Origin of the sequence: Paenibacillus sp. FSL M8-0212, assembly GCF_038004645.1 — a bacterium.
Lineage (GTDB): Bacteria > Bacillota > Bacilli > Paenibacillales > Paenibacillaceae > Paenibacillus.
The window spans coordinates 3,915,032-3,938,738 of sequence record NZ_JBBORP010000001.1 but is presented as its reverse complement, the minus strand read 5'-3'; the positions used below and the strand labels follow the sequence as shown (position 1 = coordinate 3,938,738).

Annotated in this window: 26 protein-coding genes; 4 read left to right on the top strand and 22 right to left on the bottom strand. The window is 48.6% G+C overall.

Features of this window, described 5'->3' with window-relative positions:
• Positions 1-157: 157 nt before the first annotated feature.
• Positions 158-1,396 (top strand): glycosyltransferase family 4 protein, encoded by a 1,239-nt coding sequence (locus MKX68_RS17390; RefSeq protein ID WP_340913250.1) that lies wholly within the window; start codon positions 158-160, stop codon positions 1,394-1,396.
• Complete coding sequence (locus tag MKX68_RS17385; protein ID WP_340913248.1) at positions 1,393-1,563, top strand: hypothetical protein; 171 nt, start codon at positions 1,393-1,395, stop codon at positions 1,561-1,563. The genes MKX68_RS17390 and MKX68_RS17385 overlap by 4 nt, the downstream gene beginning before the upstream one ends.
• 334 nt (positions 1,564-1,897) lie before the next feature.
• On the opposite strand, the gene MKX68_RS17380 is transcribed toward MKX68_RS17385, so the two are convergent.
• The 21 genes from MKX68_RS17380 to modA all read right to left on the bottom strand — a co-directional run bounded on the left by MKX68_RS17380 (position 1,898) and on the right by modA (position 19,126).
• On the bottom strand, positions 1,898-2,428 hold the full coding sequence (locus MKX68_RS17380; protein ID WP_340913246.1) for a GNAT family N-acetyltransferase: 531 nt from the start codon (positions 2,426-2,428) through the stop codon (positions 1,898-1,900).
• A 249-nt stretch (positions 2,429-2,677) separates the two neighbouring features.
• Positions 2,678-3,394: a glycosyltransferase gene (locus MKX68_RS17375; protein ID WP_340913244.1), complete on the bottom strand. Its 717-nt coding sequence runs from the start codon at positions 3,392-3,394 to the stop codon at positions 2,678-2,680.
• Positions 3,395-3,490: 96 nt separating this feature from the next.
• Positions 3,491-4,207, bottom strand: coding sequence for a glycosyltransferase (locus MKX68_RS17370; protein WP_338588418.1), 717 nt, complete (start codon positions 4,205-4,207; stop codon positions 3,491-3,493).
• Positions 4,204-5,145: an NAD-dependent epimerase/dehydratase family protein gene (locus tag MKX68_RS17365; RefSeq protein WP_340913242.1), complete on the bottom strand. Its 942-nt coding sequence runs from the start codon at positions 5,143-5,145 to the stop codon at positions 4,204-4,206. The genes MKX68_RS17370 and MKX68_RS17365 overlap by 4 nt, the downstream gene beginning before the upstream one ends.
• Entirely contained in the window at positions 5,127-5,954 is an 828-nt protein-coding gene (locus MKX68_RS17360) for a dTDP-4-dehydrorhamnose reductase family protein (protein ID WP_340913239.1), read from the bottom strand. The genes MKX68_RS17365 and MKX68_RS17360 overlap by 19 nt, the downstream gene beginning before the upstream one ends.
• A complete protein-coding gene (locus tag MKX68_RS17355) occupies positions 5,951-6,937 on the bottom strand; it encodes a polysaccharide biosynthesis protein (protein ID WP_017692517.1) in 987 nt (328 codons plus the stop codon). The genes MKX68_RS17360 and MKX68_RS17355 overlap by 4 nt, the downstream gene beginning before the upstream one ends.
• On the bottom strand, positions 6,930-8,021 hold the full coding sequence (gene wecB, locus MKX68_RS17350) for a non-hydrolyzing UDP-N-acetylglucosamine 2-epimerase (RefSeq protein ID WP_339185449.1): 1,092 nt from the start codon (positions 8,019-8,021) through the stop codon (positions 6,930-6,932). Before wecB ends, MKX68_RS17355 begins: the two co-directional genes overlap by 8 nt.
• 14 nt (positions 8,022-8,035) lie before the next feature.
• Positions 8,036-9,682 carry a glycosyltransferase family 4 protein gene (locus tag MKX68_RS17345; protein ID WP_340913235.1) on the bottom strand — a complete coding sequence of 549 codons (1,647 nt, stop codon included), beginning with the start codon at positions 9,680-9,682 and terminating at the stop codon, positions 8,036-8,038.
• A 45-nt stretch (positions 9,683-9,727) separates the two neighbouring features.
• Positions 9,728-10,867 (bottom strand): CgeB family protein, encoded by a 1,140-nt coding sequence (locus MKX68_RS17340; RefSeq protein ID WP_338588422.1) that lies wholly within the window; start codon positions 10,865-10,867, stop codon positions 9,728-9,730.
• Between the two features lie 59 nt (positions 10,868-10,926).
• Entirely contained in the window at positions 10,927-12,021 is a 1,095-nt protein-coding gene (locus MKX68_RS17335) for a CgeB family protein (RefSeq protein ID WP_340913232.1), read from the bottom strand.
• A 250-nt stretch (positions 12,022-12,271) separates the two neighbouring features.
• A complete protein-coding gene (locus MKX68_RS17330) occupies positions 12,272-12,613 on the bottom strand; it encodes a hypothetical protein (protein WP_338588423.1) in 342 nt (113 codons plus the stop codon).
• 1 nt (position 12,614) lies between these two features.
• Complete coding sequence (locus MKX68_RS17325; RefSeq protein WP_076211204.1) at positions 12,615-12,914, bottom strand: hypothetical protein; 300 nt, start codon at positions 12,912-12,914, stop codon at positions 12,615-12,617.
• A complete protein-coding gene (locus tag MKX68_RS17320) occupies positions 12,911-13,252 on the bottom strand; it encodes a hypothetical protein (RefSeq protein ID WP_017692510.1) in 342 nt (113 codons plus the stop codon). Before MKX68_RS17320 ends, MKX68_RS17325 begins: the two co-directional genes overlap by 4 nt.
• A gap of 23 nt (positions 13,253-13,275) precedes the next feature.
• Positions 13,276-13,563, bottom strand: a complete 288-nt coding sequence (locus MKX68_RS17315) for a hypothetical protein (RefSeq protein WP_017692509.1) — start codon at positions 13,561-13,563, stop codon at positions 13,276-13,278.
• 121 nt (positions 13,564-13,684) lie between these two features.
• Entirely contained in the window at positions 13,685-14,437 is a 753-nt protein-coding gene (locus tag MKX68_RS17310; protein WP_017692508.1) for an amino acid ABC transporter ATP-binding protein, read from the bottom strand.
• Positions 14,434-15,144 (bottom strand): amino acid ABC transporter permease, encoded by a 711-nt coding sequence (locus tag MKX68_RS17305; RefSeq protein WP_074096309.1) that lies wholly within the window; start codon positions 15,142-15,144, stop codon positions 14,434-14,436. The genes MKX68_RS17310 and MKX68_RS17305 overlap by 4 nt, the downstream gene beginning before the upstream one ends.
• Positions 15,145-15,148: 4 nt before the next feature.
• On the bottom strand, positions 15,149-15,892 hold the full coding sequence (locus MKX68_RS17300; protein WP_340913226.1) for an amino acid ABC transporter permease: 744 nt from the start codon (positions 15,890-15,892) through the stop codon (positions 15,149-15,151).
• Between the two features lie 23 nt (positions 15,893-15,915).
• Entirely contained in the window at positions 15,916-16,737 is an 822-nt protein-coding gene (locus tag MKX68_RS17295) for a transporter substrate-binding domain-containing protein (protein ID WP_036673581.1), read from the bottom strand.
• Positions 16,738-17,053: 316 nt separating this feature from the next.
• Positions 17,054-17,386 (bottom strand): hypothetical protein, encoded by a 333-nt coding sequence (locus MKX68_RS17290; protein ID WP_017692504.1) that lies wholly within the window; start codon positions 17,384-17,386, stop codon positions 17,054-17,056.
• A 184-nt stretch (positions 17,387-17,570) separates the two neighbouring features.
• Positions 17,571-18,257 carry a molybdate ABC transporter permease subunit gene (gene modB / locus MKX68_RS17285; protein ID WP_340913224.1) on the bottom strand — a complete coding sequence of 229 codons (687 nt, stop codon included), beginning with the start codon at positions 18,255-18,257 and terminating at the stop codon, positions 17,571-17,573.
• Positions 18,254-19,126 (bottom strand): molybdate ABC transporter substrate-binding protein, encoded by an 873-nt coding sequence (gene modA / locus MKX68_RS17280; RefSeq protein ID WP_036673450.1) that lies wholly within the window; start codon positions 19,124-19,126, stop codon positions 18,254-18,256. The genes modB and modA overlap by 4 nt, the downstream gene beginning before the upstream one ends.
• 237 nt (positions 19,127-19,363) lie before the next feature.
• Here modA and MKX68_RS17275 point away from each other — a divergent pair, with 237 nt between their 5' ends.
• On the top strand, positions 19,364-20,407 hold the full coding sequence (locus tag MKX68_RS17275; protein WP_249912876.1) for a substrate-binding domain-containing protein: 1,044 nt from the start codon (positions 19,364-19,366) through the stop codon (positions 20,405-20,407).
• Positions 20,408-20,539: 132 nt separating this feature from the next.
• Here MKX68_RS17275 and MKX68_RS17270 read toward each other — a convergent pair whose 3' ends face one another.
• Entirely contained in the window at positions 20,540-22,612 is a 2,073-nt protein-coding gene (locus MKX68_RS17270) for a beta-galactosidase (protein ID WP_340913221.1), read from the bottom strand.
• A gap of 181 nt (positions 22,613-22,793) precedes the next feature.
• Between MKX68_RS17270 and MKX68_RS17265 the strand changes: the two genes are divergently transcribed.
• Entirely contained in the window at positions 22,794-23,645 is an 852-nt protein-coding gene (locus tag MKX68_RS17265) for a helix-turn-helix transcriptional regulator (protein WP_340913219.1), read from the top strand.
• The last annotated feature ends 62 nt before the right edge of the window (positions 23,646-23,707 follow it).

The window sequence follows — 23,707 nt, the reverse complement described above, 5'->3', positions numbered from 1 at the left end:
CTTCCTGTACATAGGATATGCTTCCTCTCGTCCATTGCCATTTGCATTCACCCATTTTCGACCAATTACACGGAAATGCCCGACCTTCCGGTCCTCTTTTTTCATAGAATAAAAGGATAGAAGCTCGGCCGGTGCAGGCCGTGACAAGGAGGTCGCTATGAAAGTTCTGCTCGTTACGTATTGGGAGCTTACACATATGGGAGGCATATGGACATATGTTAAACAATTGGCCGACAGGTTAATCGCACTTGGTGTAGAGGTTGATATCATGGGCACAAATGGTGCCAATAACGAAGTATATGTTCGTAATCTGAACCGTGCTTTCTCCAAGGATAAGGTATGGCCCATGCTGCAAGCCAAACTCAATCCGACTGATTTGCCACAATTCACTGCCGATCCTCTTCTCGCTTATTATGAACTGAATAGATATGCCTTCGAAATGGCGGCCGCTTATCTGGGGGTGGACCACTATGATGTTATTCATGCGCAAGATCCGGTAGCTGCCGTAGCCATAAAACGCATCTTGAACCGCAATATCCCACTGGTTACAAGCTATCATGGCGCTCTTGCACGCGAAGCCTTTTACGATGCTCAAAATTCCAACCCACAGCTTACTCTCCCTTCATATTTGCAATCCAAGCGTGGACGTTATTTCCTCTCATTGGAAGAACGAAGTGCAGCACAGTCCGAGCTCATTCTCGTGTCAAGCCACTGGATCAAGAGTACGCTTACAGAGCTTGCCGTTCCTGAATCAAAGTTCAGACAGATTCCCTATGCTGTAGATCTGCCAGCCTACCGTGCCTCAGCAGCTGTGAAGTTCCGCCAGCGACCACCTGCGGGCAAGAAAGTCATTGCCTTTACCGGACGACTTGAATACATCAAGGGCGTTCATGTGTTAATCAAGGCCTTAGCCAGTCTGAAAAGTAAACGTTCCGATTGGGTCTGCTGGATCGCAGGAGAAGGCAATCTAACCGATGAATTGCGGTCACAGGCCGCTTCAACGGGTATTGGAGCCGATGTTGTGTTCTGGGGCAAGCTGGACAATATTCCTTCCTTCCTGCGCCATGCAGACATCTATGTCCAACCCAGCCTGCAGGACACCCAGCCGTTCTCCGTTACCGAAGCGCAACTGGCGGGTGTACCTGTTATCGTCAGTGGTACAGCCGGCATGCCTGAGATGGTTGAACCTGGACGTACGGGATGGGTTGTTCCTCCGCAGGATGTCGACTCGCTTCGTGAACTGTTGGATGCACTACTTGAGGATAATGTTACCCGGAGAACAGTGGGTGCATCGGCGAAAGCCTGGGCTGAACAACACCGTTCACTGGAAGTGATGGGATTTCGTACATTTCAAGTCTACCAAGAAGCCATTTACAGAGGAGGACATACGGTATGACGTTACTTGTACCAAGTGATCTATACAATCGCTGGTTTTCGACTCCTGTTTCCACACCTCACATCGACGTGGATTACGCTGTAATGAACGAATTGATACAGAAGCTGCCTAAAGGATATGTATTTCCCGATCCTGCATCGATGGTGATCATGAATTCAAAAGATTAAGTCGTCCAATGATATGCCGTCTTTATATAACATACCGAAATATCAAACAAGGGGTGTCCCATCTGTCATATGAATGACTGAGGACACCCCTTGCTCGCTGTAAAGGGTTCTAACGAATCCACCACACGCTATTTGTTACCTTTTGCACAGGTCTGACATGTAACGAATCACAGAGACGTTATTTCGTCCATCGTGGTCGATTTTCAGGTTCGGAAGCCATTTTCGGAGCAAATAACGTGACTGAGATTCGTTAGGATTTGTTTTTCGTGGTAATTCCCCTAATAAGACGTGGCAGATTCGTTAGCGCTTGGAGCTGGGGAAACTCCAAATTTTTCTAATCTGTCGCTAACTTGGAATACATATTCAGATCACTGAACGTTTCGCCTGCCCTCTCATATGCTCTGAGGGTCCCTTCGTATGTGAAATTGAGCTTCTGTAATAGCTTGATAGAATTCACATTATCGGGGTCAACCTTTGCTTCTATTCGATTCAGCTTCATAGTCGAGAAGGCGTGAGCTAACAAAGAAGAAATCGCTTCCCTAGCATATCCTTTTCCCCAGTGTGATCTGGCAATGTCATACCCGATTTCTGCTTTAAGATTGTCAAAATCCAGTGAATTATAACCACAGGAACCTATGATTTCGTTGGACTCTTGCGCAAGGATAGAGAACCGAATGGCCTTGTTTTCCTGAGCAAGATCATTCAGAAGATTAATCATGGCTATGGCTTGATTTTCATCCGTAAAATGAGTGATATTCATAAATCTAGTTACATCCGGATCAGACCAAATTTTAAACAAGCTGGCCGAATCCGCTACGTCCATTTGTCGCAAATATAACCGTTCTGTGTGTAACTCTGTAATCAATACTCTTACCTCCATTAGTTTATTAATAGTTGGGTTTAAGATATTGATATCTGCGCATAGTCCAGTCCCTTCCATATATGAATCATTTCATTATACAGAGACTTCAGCAATCGATCACCCTTTCTGTCCACGAAATCTGTCCATAAAGCAAAAAAGAGCTTCCACTTATAACACTTAAAAAGTGCTTCATAAGGGTGCTCTCCTGTCCATTTAACACCTATTCCATTCAGCCATCGTTGCCAAATCCATCTATTTCCAGTAACCGCCAACCTGAAGCAAGTTAAACAGAATAGGCCGATGCTTCTCTTGAACTTTTTCCATCTCGGCAACCAGTGCCTTGAAATGACGTTTGGTTCCCATCGACTCATGCAATCGGTAACACATCAGAGGTTCATTGTAGTAGAACAGCTCATACATTGGAAACAGCCTCATCCACATTTCATAGTCATGGGTGTAGCGAAAATCAGTGTCGAACAGTCCGAACCGCTCAAATGCTTCCATCTCTAACATGACAGTACAGCCGTTAATCGGACAACCTTCCAGCAGTACTTGCAACATCTCCAGACGACTGCCCACTTCCGGGTGCACCGTATCCAACCATTCACTCTTCTCATTCACATAATGGTAGGCACCATGGCAGAATGAAGCCTTGACCTCTCGCATGAATTTCAGTTGTTTCTCCACCCGATCCAGCAGCATCACATCATCTGAGCTGAGCCAGACAAAGTAATCCCCTGTTGCATGTTTGATGCCCTCATTCAATGCTGTCGCCGTTCCACCGTTTTCTTTGCGAATATAACGGATGGAATCCATGAATGGCTGTAACTTCTCCACGTGCTCGGTTGACCCATCATCCACTACGATGACTTCGATATGCGGATACGTCTGGTGAATGGCACTGTGAACAGCCTGCTCGATATAAGCACAATTGTAAAAAGGAATGACGATCGATACTTTTGGCTCCATTCGGGCCTTCCCCTCCTCTTACTGTCTTAGGTAAAATGCTGCGCAAAGAGGGCGTTAATCAGCCGTCTTTTGGCTTTCATAACTGCCCTCCCTACGCTACCCGCCAAGCGTCGCTATTCGCTGCAACAGCGGTTCCCGATATCTGGACCATACCATGGATGCCTCTCTGCCGATGACATCCGCATGACGTACCGATCCCATTCCACCATGCCACCGATAGGCAGTAAGCGGTTCATTCAGGTATGGGAACCGATGACCGTTCAGTAAAATACGCATCCAGAGATCCAGATCATGGGTGTAGGGAAGAAGTTCATTGAACAGCCCCACTCCGCTAAAGAGATCCTTGCGGATCATGACCGTGCAGCCATTCACCGGATTGCCGTTAACAAACCGTCGTAGTAAATCCATATCCGACATCGGTTCAGGTCCACCATGCATTCTGGTAACTGCCGAATGCTCGTTGATATAGTGAAAGTTGGTATGTGAGACGAGCACATTCTCACGCTGCATAAACTCCAGCTGATAACGAATTTTATCCGGGTACAGATAATCATCCGAACTGAGCCAGGCTACATAATCACCAGAGGCATGGCGGATGCCATGATTAAGTGCCGAAGCCGTCCCGCCATTGCTTTTGCCAAGCACATTAATATAAGGAAGATAGGGTTGAAGCAACTCTGCATGCCGGGTTGAACCGTCATTCACAACAACGATCTCCACATCGGGATACGTCTGGTTCAGCGCACTCTGAATTGCCTGAGGCACATAAGGGCAGTTGTAGAATGGAATGACAATGGATACTCTCGGATTCAACTTGTCGTCCTCCCTTGCTGGACACGAACATCACTCAGGATATCCTGAAGCGATGTGGCAAATGGAATCATCGGCTGCCAGCCAAGCTTGCGCAGCAGTGATAATTCCTCCTGTTTTCCCGAACCATCCGGACCAGAAGATGCCCCATCCCAGCGAACAGGGACTTCCGCTTCTGTCATGGACAACAGCAGATCTGCAATTTCACCAAGACTGCGCTCGACTCCAGACACCACAGGGTATACTGTACCGCTCGACCCGTGTACCAGGAGGGTCGCATACGCTCTGACGGCATCCCGAACATCCAGAAAGTCACGCGTGTTGTCCCGTCCGGACAGACGGAATGCCTCGGTTTTGCCCGCCTGCTCACAGGCAACAACATGGCGTGCAAGCAGTGAACAGATGCCTGTGGAAGGACCCGCACCAATCAGATTGCCTGGCTCTGCCAACATGATCTGTTGTCCGAAGAGCGACATCCACGACAAGGACACCATCTCTTCCAGAGCTTTACTGAGGCTGTATGGATGCGGGGGCTGAGGAATCCGGCCAGGTTCCGGCGTATATTTTAACCTCGATCCTACAATAACGGTTCGTGCTGTCGGACAACTGCGAAGCGCATCCAGCAAATACAGCACGGCCATCACATTGGTCTCCAGGACCAGTAGCGGATCAGACCACGAATCAGGCACTGAATTTTTGCCAGCGAGATGCAGCACATAGTCGGGCTGCACCTCGCCGATCAGATGACGCACTTGCTGTTTATCGTTCAGATCACAGACATGGACCTCCGTATCTTTACCAAACGAGTGCACATCCGGCCTCCGGACTACCGCCGCAACCACTGCACCCGCTTCCCGAAAATAAGATACGGCATGTCGCCCGGTAAAACCGGAGGCGCCTGTAATCAGTACGTTCTTGCCTCTCAGCTCTGCTCCATCCATAATGCCAACTCCTTCAGCATTGTAGAATAATCCGGCAGGTCTGTCTTCACATCCTCGCGAGTGGACACCAGCGTACGGTCCTGCACTACACTGTCATCACGCACAATCGTCACATCCTGCTTATCCCAGGTCTGCTTGAACAATACAAGCAGGTCATGCTTGTTGACAGGTGCCGGATGAGCTAAGTGGATCAGACCACTAACCGATGAGGCCAGGTAATGGTCTACCCATTTGGCCAACTCAAGTGTGGTCACACCGTTCCAGAATACGCGGGTATACCCGCCGACTTCACCTGTGCTGGACATAAACCATTGCATCAAACCAATGCCGCCCTGCCGAATCTCGGGTCCAATGATGGACGTACGGATCGTCAGATGACCTTCATCCTGGACTTCGCCAAGTGCTTTGGTGATGGCGTAAGCTGAAGTCCCATCCGTAACATCATCTTCCCGGTATGCTCCCCGTTCTCCGCTGAACACACAGTCCGTGCTGATATGAATTAAGCGTGCACCAATCGTATCTGCAACCCGCCGCAGACGATGTGGCAGGAAACCGTTAATATGATATGCAGTAATTTTGTCCTCATCTGCGAAGTTGTTCAACACACCTACAGCATTAATAATCACATCCGGGTGCACAGCTTCTACCAATCGATCAACCATGAAGCTGTCGTTCACATCCAGGAGCAGACCATTGGGGTCCGTTACATCCCGAGTTGTGTAGAAGACGCTGTGTACACCTTGACGGCGGAAATAGTCGACCAAAATATGGCCGGCCATTCCGTTTCCACCAAGTATCAGCAGTTTCATGACAAGAATCCTCCGCGTTTCAGAATTTCACGAATCTCCTCTTTGGTCATGAGTTGGTGTTCAGAACTGAAACTGTTAAAGGAGACCGGGGGACAATTGGTATAATGTTCACGCAGACCCGGTATACCCAGGGTAGGAAGAATAACCAGGTACTGCTCATCGTAGACAACGGTGGTCATGCTCTCGAATTCACTCATCAATATTTCATGGATTTTCTCCCCTGGACGAATGCCACGTTCCACAATGCTCACATTCTCCACACCGGAATCCTCAATCAGCACCTCCGCAAGATCAACGATTTTGCAGGTAGGCATCGTCATGACAAAGATCTCTCCGCCGACACTTTCCACCGAAGCTTTGAACAGCAAGGTAATTGCATCCTTCAGCGTAAGAAAGAATCGAGTCATACTCATATCCGTGATGGAGACCTGCCCTTTCTGGCGGATCTGATTCTTGAACAGATGTACCACACTGCCGTTTGTTCCCAGTACATTCCCACCCCGTACCGTAACAAACTTGGTATCACTGTGTAACAAGTTTGCATATACAATTAATTTCTCGCCGATCGCTTTTGTCATGCCATAGAAGTTGGACGGATTGGCAGCCTTGTCAGTCGAGATATAGATTACTTTTTCCACCTTGTTCTCAATAGCCGCCTCAATTACGTTCTGTGTACCAATCACATTGGTTTTGAGTGCTTCGTACGGTTGGTCTTCACACACCGGAACATGCTTGAGCGCAGCCAGATGAAATACATAGTCCACATGCTGGCAAGCCGCCGTCAGGGCATCCTTGTCACGAATATCTCCAATCCGGAAATGAAGACGCGGGTCTTCAAATTCACGACTCATAGCCACTTGGCTAGACTCGTTCCGGGAATATACAATAATTTCTTTGGGCTGCTGGGGCAGTAGTTGAGCCACAAGTTCATAACCCCATGATCCCGTACCGCCAGTCACGAGTATACGCTTATTTTCAAACATGCATTTTCCCTCCAAGCAGAAATTTAACCACTTTACTGGATACATCTGTGGCTTTGTAACCTTGCGGGCAATCCCAGTCGCTAGACATCTTTGTCATGACTTTCACGCAATCAGCGATGCGCGCGGCATCCAGACCAGAGACGACATTGCTGCCGCAATCGACCGTTTCCGGCCGCTCGGTAGTTCGACGCATCGTTACGGTCGGCACGCCCATAATGCAACACTCCTCCTGCACGGTACCGCTATCCGTAAGTGCACAGCGTGCATGACGTTCAAGCATTACAAAGTCGAAGAATCCAAACGGCTCGTGAAACTCCACCAGTGGGTTCATCTCCAGTTGCAGATGCTCCGCAATCCGGATCGCGGTACGCGGATGAATACTGCAGATCACACGCAACCCGTGTTCCTCTGCGACCTGGTTCAGCCCTTTCATAATCTCCAGCAAATGAGGGGCATGATCCACATTCTCGGCTCGATGGGCAGTAACCAGGAAGTATTGCCCGGACTTCAGCTTGAGCTTCTTCAGTATTTTGCTGGAACTTACTTGCGCGTCGTAGTGCTGCATGACTTCATAGATGGGATTGCCCGTTAGCACGATGCGCCTGCTTGGTACCCCTTCGCTGACCAAATGTTTCTTGCTCTGTTCCGTGTAAGGCATATTAACGGTAGAGATGGCATCAATAACCTTACGATTTTTCTCTTCAGGCACATCCAGGTCGAAGCAACGATTGCCTGCTTCCATATGAATAACAGGAACACCCATGCGCTCAGCCAATATTGCACATAATGCGCTATTGGTATCGCCAAGCAGCAGCAATTTATCGGGCTTCTCCTGCAATATCAGATCTTCCATCTGCGTAAACATCGAGGACAGCTGTCGTCCCAGAGTGGCCGCTTCATCCTGAAGAACGTAATCCGGTGCGCGCAGGCCCATTTCCTTGAAAAAGAGACCGCTGAGACTTTCCGTGAAGTTCTGTCCCGTGTGCACCAGAATATGTTTGGACGCGTACTGGTCCAGCTTGGAGATGATCAGGCTGAGCCGTATGATCTCAGGTCTCGTACCCAGCACCGTCATGATCTTCATCGTAATCCCTGCCTTCATCTTGTATTGGAACCCTTGCGCCCTGCACGGCTACGTCCCGCCTTGGCAGATTTGCGTCTGCGACTAGCCGATTTCCCCATATGTGGACGCGGTCCCTTCGTTGTACGGCTTCTCCCCTTACGTCTGCCAGTTCCGGAAGTACGTTTCAGCCCCTCACGGTCTCGGCGAGAATGAGGTGCAAGTGGCTTGCGACGACGTTTCCGCGTTTTGCCCCTCTGTTGAATCGGCTTTGCAGCTGGGCCAGTACCTGAGGCAACAGGAGCATCGTGACCCAATGCGATTGGAGGTAATGAGGAATGTGGCAACGCCTGTATGACGGTCAGTGGGAATAACAGTGCCCGCACCGTAGTCGGCTCCAGAACCAGTACAGTGCGTAGTCCTCCCTCCCCATGGGTATACACAGGTCCATTCGGAGGTTGGATATAAGCAAACCATCCGGGAAAACGCAATAACCACTGTGTCACCATCGTATGCAGTTTCGTTCGGTAGGTTTCAACGCCGTAGAGCCTTTCCGCTTCTGTCCGATTGCGCCACCCCGTATTGGAGGCCAGCTCTGCATCATTCAGCAAGGTTGTTGCCAAAGTGACAAGCGCTTCGGTATCGCCCGGCGGGGCCAAAAATGTATCACTGCCTACGGATTCCATTAATTCCTTCAGTCCACCCTGGGCAAAAGCGATGACCGGTTTGGCAAAATAGAGACCCTCCAGTGCGGTCATGCCAAATCCTTCTTTGACCATGCTTGGGATGACCAGGATATCCATCGCGGTATACGCCAGAGATACGTTCTCTTCAAATGTGGTGAAGGTAAACCGGCGTGAATACCCGGATTTTTTCACCCGTGATACACACTCGTCGTAATACTTTTTATCCGATGCTGCCCCGATGATCCAGAAGCGACAGCGCGAATGCGTTTCACAGATCCTCAAGGCCATATCCACAAAAGGTTTCAACCCTTTGGCATCATATATAAATGAAGAAATATAACCGATACAGGTCTGCGATGATTTGAAACCGAGCTCCTTACGCTTGCGTTCGCGCAGATGAACCCAGCGGTCCGGTGCAGGTAGCGCGGGTTCCCAAGTTGGGGATATGATGGTCACTTTGTCACCCATGCCGGCTTCTTGGAATGGGGCTACCGCTGTCTCGGATATGCCGATAATCCAATCCGCGTAACGGCCAATCATCTGGATCGCCTCGGTTGTATGTTCATTCGCATGAATGATCTCGGTAATCTTCCAGATAATCGGAATCTGAAGGGACTTTGCCGCTACAGCCGGCATCACATTAACGCAGGTGTTCGTTAACACTATATCGGGAGCAGTCTCCCGTATTAGGGAGACTGCTTCCTGATACGCTGGTGTATGGCGAAGATGCTCCGCATCATCTGCAATGCCCTGGTAAGGTGTGTACACACCGTGAAGCATCGGCAGAGTGCATATTTTGACCTGAATGCCGAATCTTCGCGCAAGCCCCGCAAGCTTCCCCTCCTGGGGAACAACGAGCACACATTCAAAGATCGTACCGATCTCTCTCATAAAATGAAGCAGCAGCTTCTCGGCGCCTGTAATGCTGCGAGTATTGCACACATGTGAAAATAACATCATCTTTGGTTTCGTTGCCATGGCCGCACGGACCCTGTACATGGTTATCCGATACAGGGTACTGTGCACACCTCCTCCCGGCCAGAATTAAGGGAATATAATGGTTAACATTTCATTAATTCTTTTGCCATACGTGTGGTCTTTCAGTGTACGTTCTAGTCCACGAAGTGCTATCTCACGGCGTTCTTTTTCATGAGTAAGATAATATTCCACTTTGTCGAGTAACTCCTGCGGCGAGGAATATGTCTCAATCTCCACACCAGGTTTGTAGAAACGCGCAATGTCATCCCGGGCGTCGGTCAGCTGTAGCGTCGTGGACGCGGCAATTTCAAACGTTCTCGGGTTCGGTGAGGCTGGCGGGATTTTGAGGTGATTATTATTGACGGAATCATCTTCGTGGGATCGATGCAGGTTGATGACAATTTTGGTGCCATTGTACACATCATTGGTCTCCGGCGGACTCATCCAGCGACCGAGCTCAATCTTCTCGCCATAGGCAGTGTAGTCAGGCAGGCGATCCCACCAGATTCCGTTAAATACCGTATTGTGTGACATCAACTGAGGCATGATCGGATTGAAGAAGTATACCCGGTTCCAGTAGGCAGAACCGATAAAGCTGACATCCCGTTTTAACGGGGAAGGAGTTGTAATCGGAAAGTAATGATTAGTGAATGCGGCAAAAGGGAGGTAGTGAACGGACGCGCAGCCGATTTGTCGATATAGATCGATACAGTTCAGTTCCAACGTGAAGACATGGTCAAAATGTGTCACAATTTCCAGCGTCATATCTGTATAGTACGGATCGTCCGTGAGCCAGATCGCCGTCTGAATACCCGCTTGGCGAATCGCATCGATATGTTCAATGGGGATATCCATTCCATCCAGCACAAGCACAAGATCAGGACGCGTCTGTAGCGCAATTTCAGAAATCGGTTGACGCGGATCAGAGAGGGTTACTTGAGCTACCATACCCTGTAGCGTGGCCATAATGGCCTCATCCAACGGGGAGTAAGGGAAGCCTTTGCCCGAGGATACATACAGCACGTGAAGCTGTCGGAAAGGCAACGGCTCCTGTGCACAATTCACAATATAGTTGGCGCGCCCGCGCAGATATCCTTCTTCCTTACCTGCGTCATATCCGGCATGTTGCCCATTTTTGCGTGCTTGATCAGCCAGGCTCAGTACGGGTGCATGAACCTTTTTGGTTTTACGGTGTTTGAGAGACATACCGCCACTCCTTTATTTTTTGGGATAGGGTTCTCGTTGGTGCTGCACTTCAGACGGAATTACAAATGTTCCAGCAACTGACCGATGCGGCGAGTGAATGTGTGCTGGTTCATCGTGGTGAGAAGTCCCCGCCACGCCATCGCCTGTCGTTCTTCTTCATGCTTCAGATAATAGTGAATCTTGCGCTGAAGTTCTGCTGCGTTGGTGAACGTCTCGATGTCATATCCCGGCTTATAATAACGGGGTAAATCTGCACGTGCATCCGTAATCTGCATTGTGCCGCAGGCACTGATCTCATACGTGCGTGGATTAATCGAGTGACCTTCAAGATGATGTGTGTTGCGATTGTCTTCCCCATTCTCGCAAGTCCGGTGAATGTTAATGACAATCTTGGCACCATTGTAATAATCCACTGTCTCTCCAGGAGCAATCCATCCTTCGTGGATGAAACGGCCTAGTACATCAAAGCGTGCCAACCGACTCCACTGGCTACCCGCAATGAATACCTTTTTGTCCGCCAGAAAAGGGGCTAGCTCGTCGAACAAAGCAATCCGGTTCCAAAATCCGGTACCGATAAAACAAATGTCGTGTTGATGCTGCGGTGCCGCGCGCCGCGGTTGAAACATGCCCGGATTCACCGCGAGTGGCATATAGATAACCTGGTTCGCTCCATGTGCCAGATAGAAGGGCACCGCGGCCTCTTCATGCGTGAACACGACATCATAGTGCTGGCAAAGGGACGTTGTATCTTCGGTGAAATACGGATCATCCACAAACCACACGGCAGTTCGGATACCGAGTGCACGTATGCCATTCACCTGCTCCACATGATCTGCGGGAAATACATGCAGACCATTCATGACGAGCACAACATCGGGCCGATGCTGACTGGCTTCCTGCAACATCGCTGCTGGCGATCCAACAACGCATTCACGTACAGATTGCTGTAGAGCCAAGGTGACACCTTCATCGATGGCATCGAATCCTTGCGGGATATATAACACTTTCATGTCCCGCAGGGTCGGTTCAAACATCTGCACCCGCTCCATCATGGCTTGACAGCCGCCAAATCTGCGGCCTTCTGCATATCCGCCGCGGTAAGCCGTTTCCGCTTCGGTCAGCGGACGGTGCCTTCGTTTTGCCACATTCTTCACCCTGTCTTCCTTCAGGAGATCTCACTTCCAGACTCTCCACGAGATTGGTCTTCCCTCTAAAGGATATGCCTCGGGGTCAGATGCATCATGGACGGGTGTCCTGCAAGGCGCAAAATTGGCGCTTGCCCTCCACATCCGCCTGTACGGGCATGTCCGCTTTTGCGGCGATGCAAATAACCCGGAGGGATCTGTCCCCCGGGCTAACTGTATACAGGTATCATTCCATGCAGGAATAATCCTATCTACTCGGTTACTGTGCTTTGTACGCCAGCTGATGTCCGTCCTCGAATCCCTTGGCGAAACCCGCGTTGAATCCCTCGTTGTACGCCTCGTTGTATCCCTGGCTGTACGCACCGTCCGGGTTCGGATCGGTAGGGGTAGCCGGGGCGACTGGTTGTACGGGCTTTGGACTCCGGTGCCGCCGTACCGCACGTTTCTTTTTTTTGAGCCACGCACTGCGTCCTTTAAGTGGGCGTTTGTGAAGAACACGTTTGGCTCTGAGCGCACGCAGCTTGCGAATTTTGCGCAGACGGGCTCCACGGATTAACAAAGCTCTTTTGGTTCTCAGTCGTATTTTCTTCTTCTTTAACATGTCAACATTCCTCCTGTATGTCCCGAACGATACGAATTGCACACCCGGGGTCTTTGAGCCACGGCAAGCCAGGCTCCCCATGCTGGATTCGGGCCAGCCTGATTCCCGTAACCATACGAGACATTTCTTCCTGATAGCGACTCAGCAAACGAATGTTCTCGGCCAGACTGCGGGCGGATACTTCCGAATGAGCGGTTACACTGGCTACACTGTCCAGAATGCGTGCCAGCGCCTGCTGACTGTGTGCGATGGATTCAATGAGCGCCAGTTTTGCTTCCTGCTCACGCCGCATCAGACTCATTTTCCCATGTCTCCCAGATCCATGCCGCCAAACATGCCACCGTCCATACCGCCGCCATCTTCGCTATCGTTCTGCACCATCACCGCTTTGAGATTGTTGCACAGTCCGGTCTCCATCCGGGTTAATCCTTCCAGCAATTCCACCAGCTGATCATGCATTTTGAGCGGCTCGCCTACCTGATCCCCATGCGTCAGAAAGGTATCCCCATTCAAATGATTCAACGTCCAGTTCCGTACCTTCTCGGCCTCAATCGCTTTTGCCTCCAGGATCAGGGCAATATTCCACTGCATTTTGGCTGCTGCGTCCAGCATCAGAATGAGGCTCTGTTCTCTACTCATTTTCCTTCACCCGCCTTCCGGGCTTATTCTTCCTCTTGAACCGCGATCTCCCGCATGACTTGGGTCAGCGTCTCGGCTACAGCCTCTTCCAGATCTGCAAGGCCCCCCAAGTAAGAGATAATGCTTTTGTTGATTTGCCCAGAGCTATCCAGCAGACCGTCAACGCCATCCAACTCCGGTTCGATATCTGGCAAATGATTGATGATTTCAGACATGCGTACAGCGACTTGGCGTTTGGCATCCAGCACACGTGCGATCTGCTGGTGAGAGTGTGCAATATGTGTGATGATTTCATCGATTTTGCTCTGCATGGTCCTCCTCCTTACCGTCACGGCCTGCTTCACCCATAGAAAAACCCGGCCTATCAGCATTTGCCTGTTACAGCATATGCCGGGCCGGGATCGTCAGTTACTACAGCTTGCGCCTATATCGTCAGATGACATAACTCCAGTCGGAAGAATATCGACTGAGGAATTGGCGAGTACGTTCCTGCTTGGGACGCACAAACACCTCTTCCGGGGTTCCTTCCTCCACAACGGAACCTCCATCCATGAAAACAACGCGATTTGCCACCTCACGGGCAAACCCCATTTCATGGGTGACTACAATCATGGTAATCCCCTCTTGAGCAATGGAGCGGATGACAGACAATACCTCACCTACAAGCTCAGGGTCCAGCGCCGAGGTCGGTTCATCAAACAAAATCACTTCGGGATTCAGTGCCAGTGCTCTGGCGATGCCCACCCGTTGCTGTTGTCCACCTGACAACATACTTGGATACTCATTGATTTTGGCAGACAGTCCGACTTGTTCAAGCACACGCAAGGCACGCGTGCGGGCATCGGCTTTGGACATTTTCTGGGCAATAATTAATCCCTCGGTGACGTTATCCAGCACGGTCTTGTGTTTGAACAGATTATAATGCTGGAACACCATCGCTGTTTTGCGTCTCAACTGCACAATGTCATGTTTGCGTGCATGCTTGCAATCGACGGTCAATCCACTGATCTGAACCTCGCCCTCATCGGCACGTTCCAGAAAATTGACGCAGCGCAGCAGCGTTGTTTTACCTGATCCGCTCGGTCCAAGGATCGCTACGACATCGCCCTGTTCCACGGTTAGATCAATGCCCTTCAATACTTCCTGCTTGCCGAATGTCTTGTGTATGTTGGTTAGTGTAATCATGACACGCCTCCTTTGCTGTACACGGCAACCCGACGCTCAAGCAGAGCAGTGATCCGCTCGGCAATGATGGTCAGCCCCCAATAGATGAACGCTGCGGCGATAAAGGCCTCCAGAAACTTCAGACTTACGGATGCCACCACATCCGCTTTACCGAGTATGTCCATCTGAGACACGGTAAAAGCGAGTGTTGATCCATGCAGGAATCCAACAAACATACTGCACAGGTTAGGCAATACAGCCCCGATCGCTTGAGGTATAATGATGCGCCTTAAAGCCTGGAATGTGCTCATGCCTACAGCGTGAGCCGCCTCCATCTGGCCGATATCCACAGCAAGAATGCCTGAACGGATAATCTCGGACATATAGGCGCCCGCAGTGAGCGAGAAAGCAATCAGTACAAATACGAGAATGGGAATCGACGAGGATTGGAAAGCCCAACCGTAACGTTCCGACAGCTTATCGATAATCATCGGAATGCCGTAATAGATGAGGAATAGATGCATCAGCATCGGTGTTCCACGCAGGAACGAAACGTAGAAGTCAGCAATGCGGTGAATCCACCGCACGCGATAAATACGGATCAGAGCCGTAGCCAGACCGATTCCGAAGCCTGCAATCAACGGAACAATCGTAATGACAAGTGTCAGTGGCAATGCCTTCAGGATTTGAAAAAAAGAGGTATAGATAAACTGGAGATCAATCGACATATGCTCACCCCGCTATTCGTTTCAGGCGTTTGGCTCGAATTGCCGGTTTGCGTACAACTCTCTTGCGTTCATGACGCTGGAGTCTGCGTTCTGCAAAGGCAAATCCTTTTTCAAGCACAATAACAATGACATAATAGACCACAGACAGACTGATATACACTTCAAGTGCATGCGATGTAGCCGAAATTAACGTCTGCCCTCTGCCCACCATATCCATGACACCAATGGAGAAAGCCAGAGACGTATCCTTCAATGAACCGATTAACGTATTTGCCATATTCGGAAAAGCAACAATCAGTGCCTGCGGAACAACAATCCGCCGAAAAGACTGGAATGTGGTCATACCCGCAGCATAGGCTGCTTCCGTCTGACCTTTATCCACACTGCGCACCGCTCCGCGAAAGATCTCGGCAAAGGATGCCGCGTCACTAAGCGCATAGGTCACAATGACAAATAACAACGGGTCGGTTCTCGACAGGTCGATGCCAATGGGTTTGAGCAACTCGGGAAGTCCGTAATACACCAGTAACAATTTGATCAGGATCGGTGTGCCCCGCATGAATGAGACGTACAGGGTAGCCAACTGGCTTAGTACCGGAATCCGATACAGCCGGGGAACGGCCAGAAGCACGCCGCCCACCAGTCCGAGCACGATGGAACCACCCAGCACAATCAGTGTTATATGCAAATATCGTAGCAGTTCCGGGATGAAATCCAGAACCAATGACAGATCAAATGATTTTCCCATTACCGCTGCACACCTTTCTCAGACTACTCTTCAACCGTATAGTCAGCTCCAAGCCACTCTGTGCTCAGTTTGCCTAATGTTCCATCTTCTTTGATCGCTTTGAGCGCTTCGTCCACTTTGGTTTTGAGCTCCTGCTCATCTTTGTTCAGAATGAAGTACACTTTGGAGTTGGAGAGGGCATCTCCTACCGTTTTCAACTGAGCATCAACCGCCTTATTCTGATAATCAATGGCAAACTGAGTGCTGATGGTGGCATCCACCCGGCCTGTTTTGATCTGGGTAATGGTATCCTCACCCGCTCCGGAATAAACGATATCAATCCCGTTGCCGTTCGCTGCATTCCATTTCTCAGCAAGTACAGCCGCATTACTTGTAGCACCAACAATCAGTTTTTTCCCTTTGAGATCCTCAATCGATTTTACTTCCTCATTTTTCTGACTTACGACGATTTTATTTGGAAAAATATTATAGGCTTCATCATTAAACAGGAACTTGGCCTGTCTCTCATCATTCACTTCCATCTGGTGAGCGATCAGGTCAATTTTTTTCGTTTCCAGACTCAGCAGCAGGTTTTTGAAATCCATCGTGCTGAATTCGAATTCATATTCAGGCAAACGTTTGTCGATCTCCCGGATCAGTTCCACATCATAACCTGTTAACTTGCCATTCTCATCAATGAAGCAGACATTCGGGAATTGTGTACCTGTTCCTACAATGATCTTTTTCACTTTGGTGTCGCCTGCTGCCGAAGCAGATTCTGAATCATTACTTGCAGTTCCTGTGCTGCATCCAGCCAGTACCGCCAGCATTGTAATGAACAGCAGTGCTGTCCGGAATTTTTGAATCCCCCGTTTTTTAACCATTCCCAATCTCCTCCACAGGCTGTTATCACAGCGAATATGATGTGTACTCCCATTCCTCTACCCTATTAACAAACCATTCTTACTTGTATAGTCGGAATTAGGTTGAACAAAGAATATCATTACAAGTCATCTTAGGGCAATAACTAAACTAATAGGACATCCTGATATGGTTATAGGATTTCTCTATAGTACAAGAAAAAGCCATCCCCAATATCGATTGGTGGATGACTTCTTCTTGTATGACTCTCACTGATTATACCATTTTGGCGGTGCATCACTTGGTGTATACATTACTCATCTATCTGCGACTCGCCCATTTAATTTTACGTGCAACTTCCACTCGCTGTAATTGTAAGAGACCGATCCGTTCCTCGAACTTCTTGCGTTCGTCCATGGAATGAGCGGCATGAATCTGGTGGCACAGACCTGTCAGTTTGCTGTTGATGTAATCAAACCGTGTCCATAATTCCTCTTCAGGTGTGCGTTGCTGCTCCGTCGCCGTCTGAAATATTTTGAGTTGGCGGATAAGGGATTGTTGCCATTCCTGATCCTGAATTTGGATGGCAAAATGCAAAAGATCCAGATAGTCATCGATTTGCAACGAAACGCCGCAATCAGATTTAGTGTTCATCGTCGTCTCTCCTTATTTCAGTACTTGGCTGGAATCCATTACTTCTATCTTACAGGAACAAGCCCACTGAAAGCGAGTACTGAACGATTAAATTTTGGGAAAATTTTTATTTTTTTATGTTAAAAAAGCTTTACATTTCCATTAAGACCAATTTGGCAGGATATTGATATTGGTACATATGAAATCAGACATTTTTTCCATCTCGCTGCTGTCTGGTCATCAGTAACATGATAAACGAGATGATGATAATGGAAATAGTCCATGCCCAAGCCATGGTCTGATTGCCCGAATCCACAGCGACATAGATTGCCGTGGGTACCGTTTGCGTTTTGCCCGGAATATTCCCTGCAATCATCAGTGTCGCACCGAATTCCCCCAGTGCACGGGCAAAGCCCAGGATGAAAGCGGTCATCAATGCTCTGCCTGCGAGCGGCAGGGAAATATAACGAAAAACCTGCCACTCATCCGCCCCAATCGAACGACCCGCATCCTCCAGATCCCGATCCACACCACTGAATCCCGATTTCATCGTCTGATACACAAGTGGAAAAGCAACCACCACCGAAGCAATCACCGCAGCCCACCAGGTGAAAATAACCGGAGCGGAGAATATGGCTTCAATCCATTGTCCAAACAGACTTTTACGCCCCAGTATGACAAGTAACAGAAATCCAACCACCGTTGGGGGAAGGACTAGCGGCAGCATAAATGCCGTTTCCAGCAGGATCTTTCCCCGAAATGAAGAACGTGACATCTTCCAGGCTATCGCAATTCCGAGCACAGTGGCCACCACGCTGGATAACAGCGCAACCTGAAGTGACAAGCGCACCGGTGACCAGAATACGGACCAATCTATGGCATTCACATTCATTCCGGAATTGTGAATCCGTATTTCGCAAAGATATCGAGCACTTCAGGGGTTTGTAAATACGCATAAAATTGTTCGGCCTCTGTACGGTGTTTGGTTCCTTCAATAATGCCTATTGGATAATTGGCGGGTGTGTAACTGTTCTTGTCCACCTCAAACGCAATTTTCACCTGATCCGAAGTAAGAGCATCCGTTTTATATACAAATCCTGCATCAGCATTACCTGTCTCTACATATTGAAGAACCTGTCTAACGTCTTTCCCCTGCACAAGCTTGCTTTCCAGTTCATCCCACAGCTTGGCATTGGTCAGAGCTTCCTTGGCATAGGTTCCCGCAGGAACACTTTCCGGAATCCCAATGGCTACCGTCTTGATGGAGTCGCTGGTGAGATCCGTTTCACTGGTTACTGTGTGAGTCCCATCTGCTGGCACTATGGCCACCAGTGAATTCTGTAGCAAATTCTTCTGATCGCCCGATGCAATCAGGTTTTCATCCACTAGCGCATTCATATTTTTTGTTGCCGCCGATACAAAAACATCAGCCGGGGCACCCTGTTCAATCTGCTGTTGCAAGGCACCCGAGGCGCCAAAGTTAAAATTAAGTTCTATATAAGGATTAGCTAGCTCATAATTGGTTTCAATCTCTTTCATCGCATCGGTCAGACTGGCCGCCGCAGAGATTGTCAGATCTACCGTTTCCTGCGGATCAGTATTTCCTGCTGACGAACTTTCACCTGATGCCGCTGGCGTTGAGGTCGTTTGTTCTGCACCCGTGGATGTATCCGTAGTGCCCGTGCTTGCGCCACAACCAGCCAATACAAGAGCCAGTCCCAGTGACATACTTCCCAACACATATCCGATTCTCTTTCTCATTCATTTCTCCCCCAACGTTATCTTTGGTTATAACTAGTTATAATTGATTATATCTAATTATACACAAGACAAAAAAAATGGGAAGGTGATTAAGATCACATTTGATTTTTGTTATCTGTCCTATGCGTTTATTGCGTGTTCTCAGGTTTATGGCATCCCTCAATTAATGATATAGTACAAGAAACATTCATAACAAAACCATAATTGCTCTATACCTTTGAAGGAGGATCTTCACTTATGACGGAGGAGCAATCCTACACTACCGAAGAAATATCCAAGCTGCTCAAAATATCGAAACTGACGGTCTATGACCTGATCAAAAAGGGAGACCTCGTGGCATACCGTGTGGGTAAACAAATGCGAATTGATGCAACCGATCTGGAGGCATATAAACGTCGCTCCAAACAACTTCAGTCCTCAGGTCAGCGTATCCCGACTCCTCATCAGACCTCGGCATCAGGAACTCATCCAGGTCAGGGTGATTTTCAGGGAACTTCCTTACAATTGACTACACCTGTAGGGTCTGCGCATGCGATTACTCCAGCGAGTTCTGCTCATGCAATGACTGCTGTACCACGGCATCTGGTCATAACAGGTCAGGATGTCAGTCTGGATATCCTAATGCGCCATATGGAAAAACAAACTCGGGACATTCGTCCGCTACGCTCGTTCATGGGTAGTCTGGATGGGCTTATCTCGATGTATCGCGGTGAGTCCGATCTGGTCAGCACCCATCTGCTCGACGGAGATACCGGTGAGTATAATCTGCCGTATATTCGCAAAATTCTGACGGGACGATCTTATGTTGTGGTGAACCTGCTGTCACGACCTGCCGGACTGTATGTACAGCGTGGTAATCCGCAGAACTTGCAGAATTGGACCGATCTGAGCAAGTCTGAACTTCGACTCGCTAACCGGGAGATAGGTTCTGGCGCGCGAGTATTGCTGGATGAGCAACTTCGACTGCATGGAATTCCTGCCGCAGGTCTGATCGGATATCAAGTCGAAGAAACCAGTCACATGGGCGTGGCGGCCAAAGTCAGTTCAGGCGAAGCTGATGTCGGAGTTGGCATTGAGAAGGCTGCGCGACTTGTGGGACAGGTTGATTTTATCCCGCTCGTTCAGGAACGTTATGATCTAGTCATGCTGAGGAAGCAAGGTAATGAAGCCTGGACAAAATCTGTACTGCGGATTCTCCAATCGCCGGAGTTCAGGCAGGAACTGCAATCATTCGAGGGATATGATGTATCCCGGACAGGTGAAATTTTGTACGAAGCATAGTTATACGAAATAAGTTCATGCTAAATATATGTTACACATCACATCATGCATATACAAAACGCCTTGCAATGGCTGCAAGGCGTCTTTGGTGTTTCTTTCTATATATAACGCATATATGGATGAATGGATTGCTTAATGCGGCAAATCGATCTCAAAAATGAACACACCATACGCGGACATGTTGATTTCATTCTGCATTGTTGTGCCCGATAGTAACTCTTTTGCTTGTTTCTTAAGCTTGATGGGTACTTGTTGATCAGAGTAGTTGAGTAAAAAGACATAAGCTTTATCCTTACCGGAACGGATACCAAGCTCAACTTCGGACGGTACCTCTACCAGGTCATCCACAGGCGAGACTAGCCCGATTTCATCCAGGAGAGCATCTACGACCGGTTCATTGTAAGCCGCTCCATAATACCATACTTGTCCCTGACCTACCGCACGTTTGGTCAATGCAGGACTACCTGCATAATATTCGGATGCATACTCGGCTACGACCTGTACGTCAGGATGCTCCACATGAAGAACTTCGTTAAATCCGGCCGTTGACGTTCCCTCCTGAAGTCGCTCACTCGCCCCACTCCATTGCAGTTTGGCTGCTGGAATGGTTCCTTTGATTAAGGTAAAGTCCTCTACGGTTACACCACACAACTCAGCGACAGCCCCAGGGAACGGTCTCATATAACAATGTCCCTTGAGATCCTTATAGCCGGTGCGGGCACCGAAAAACAGGATTCCCCCTTGACTGACATAGGCTTGGAGAAGTTCTGCTGTCTCGTCTGTCATGATGGCCGGGTGAGCATAGATGATCACCTTATATTCGGATAACTCTTCCAGTGTTGTCGTTGGTTGCAGTGTAACCATGTCCGTCGGAATATGACGATACTGGAGCTGCTTATACCAGGAGCGTACACTCTGTTGCTGAAGCGGGCCGTGCCACTCGTCCAACTCTCCGTCCCAGATGTTATCGTAATCCTGCAGGATGGCAACATCGGCTTGATATGTAGTGCCCGCAATAACACGCCCGATCTTGGCAAATTCTTCCCCTACTTGTGCAACCTCGCGTACCCTTCTGTTGGGCTGATTATGGTAATCATTGATGCCATGCCAGTACATCTCGGTGCCAAATGTTGCCGTCCGCCAGCGGAAGTAGACGAGCAGATCTGTTCCATGAAGAACAGATTGATACGACCATAATCGGATCTGTCCCGGTCTTGGCGTACCCATGCCTATACTGTCGACCCAGCCTCCTGGCCCAGACTGTTGTTCCATGACGCAGAAATTCGGTGACATATTGCGTACGTTCGACAGTTTCATGCTCCAGGCCCGATCTTGTAATGAGTTATCGTCTGTCCCTGGGAAGATCGTGGCAAACTGCGGATACGAATCATAGGAGAAGAAATCCAACAGGTCTTCTGTCATTTCATGATTATCCAAGTGTCCAAACGTACCGTTCGTTGTGATCCAATGTTTCGGATCCAGTTCCCGAATGATGTCCACCTGAAGCTTGGCAAATGAAATGGTATTTGCTGAGATGAATCTCTTTTCATCTAATGCCAGGTGAGGATTTGGCGATTGGCTGACCATATTTCGGGTAAGGTGAACTTGCTCCCAGTCGGAATAGGTCTGACTCCAGAAAACGGTTCCCCAAGCCTGGTTCAGGTTCTCCAACGATTCATAACGATTCTTAAGCCATTCACGGAAGGCGACATGGTCAGCCTCAGCATAGAAAACATCCATATGACAATTGAATTCGTTATCGATCTGCCATCCAATGAGAGCAGGATGATCTTTATAGGCAATCACCATATTACGCACGATTTTCTCACATTGCTGTCTGTAGATTGGGCTGCTGTAGTTGGTATGGCGTCGCATACCGTGTTGATACAATACCCCGTCCTTATTTGCGTTTAATACTTCAGGATATTTGGATGTTAACCATGCTGGTGGAGTTGCAGTAGGTGTTCCCAAAATAACGCTTAAACCGTATTGATGCGCCAGATCCAGTGCCTTCTGGAAAAAACTAAAATCGAACTGACTTTCTTCCGGTTCAAAGATGGACCATGCAAATTCAGCCATCCGAATAACTGTGATATTCATCTCTTTCATTCTACGGAAATCGTCCTCCCACAACGCTTCCGACCAGTGCTCAGGGTAATAACAGACCCCCATTTTTAATTCATCCAATTGGATTGATTTTGCCACCTTTAATTGCCCCCTTAACCTGCCATATTGCCTCCATTCTATTGGAACCTTCACATATAATAAATGACAAGATTATGCGACTTATAATAAAATATTGTCATTGCTGAATATTCAAATAACAGTGGGCTGAATCTATTTCAGTTCACTACATAAAAATATTGCGTTTAAATGGAGGATGCACGTGAAAGAACACATCTTTCTCCCCAAGCCGGTTTTCCCCAGACATGTATGTTTTCCCGATTTTATTGGAGGGTACAGTGACTTTCCCAAGCATCATGTGAATCGGGAATATCGAACCAAAGATATCAACTTAGATCATTGCTACAATATGCACCTTGTACTTGAAGGTAAAGGGTTCCTGGACACTGGAACCGCTTGTTATGAGTTAACACGTGGGCAGGGATTTCTCTATGGTCCCGGTCTTAGACAAACCTACTATTCAGATTTGGATGATCCTTGGAGTATTCGTTGGATTCACTTCTACGGAATTCGTCTCGAAGAACTGTTAAATGGAAAAGGCGTTGACGAGCCATGGCTGTTTCAATGCTCCAACTTCCCGGTGGTTACCGCGCTCATGGATCGATTACTGGAGCTCGGAAGAGGCTATCAGGTGGAGGACGAGCACAGCATGGCAGCTACTTTATATGAACTTCTGACCCAATTGCAATCCGCAGCGAGCCAAATTAATGTTTCGTTAAATCACACATCAGAGCGAATTCGTGAAGCAGGGAATTATATTCGTTCTCATAGTAACGAGCACATTACACTTGACCACGCTGCCGGGATTGCCGGATACAGTACAACATACTTTAGCCGCAAGTTCAGTCAGACGTTTGGTATCTCCTTCCCGGAATTCCTGATGGAATCCAGGTTATTACATGCGAAACAGCTGCTTGCCACAACCAACCTTTCCATTAAACAAATTACGCTGGAAACGGGATTTTCACAGTCAAGCTACTTCATCCGCTGTTTTAAAACCCAGGAAAACGTAACGCCTATGCAATTCCGTATGATGCACAATCATTCGTTATAGGCAAATGTTTCTTGAACAAGCTGACGCCAAAGAAGACTCTGCATACAACATGCAGAGTCTTC